The organism is Alcanivorax sp. HI0083 (genome assembly GCF_001635175.1).
Genome location: NZ_LWFX01000028.1, coordinates 1 through 588 on the forward strand (window position 1 = coordinate 1; position 588 = coordinate 588).

Here is a 588-nt window from a genome sequence, read left to right on the forward strand (position 1 = left end):
ATGACAGCAGTCGTCGAAGAAAAAACCGCAATCGAATTCAAGGGCCGCATGCTGATGATGACGGTCCTCCAGTTGAAAAATCTGGATGCCAATGTCCTCCACCAACAGGTGAGTCAGCGCCTGGAAGACGCCGCCCAGTGGCTACAGGAAGCCCCCGTGGTAATCGATGTGAGCCCGGAGCTGGATAGCGATCCCGTGGCGCTGATGGCCGCTGTGGATACGCTGCGCAGCCTGGGGGTCAATCTGGTTGCCCTGGCCCGTAGCGAAAACATTGATACGGACACAGCAAGCATGCTGGGTCTGGGCACGTTGAGCCTGGCCGGCGGCCGTGATGTACCCCGCCGCGCCGAACCCGCACCGGCCACGGACGATGGTGCTGCGAACAGCAAGCCCGCTGCTCAGCAGGTTGAAACCATGGTCATCGACCAGCCGGTACGCTCCGGTCAGCAGGTCTACAGCCGTGGCGACCTGATCGTGCTCGCCCCGGTGAGCACCGGCGCGGAAATCATGGCCGACGGCAACATTCATGTGTACAGCAACCTGCGCGGCCGCGCCCTGGCCGGGGTTCGCGGCGATACCAGCGCACGT

Annotated in this window: 1 protein-coding gene; it reads left to right on the forward strand. The window is 62.9% G+C overall.

Annotated features, from left to right (window positions below):
• Positions 1–588, forward strand: a 588-nt coding sequence (minC, locus tag A3754_RS00365) for a septum site-determining protein MinC (protein ID WP_063518543.1), incomplete at both ends; no start/stop codon positions are given.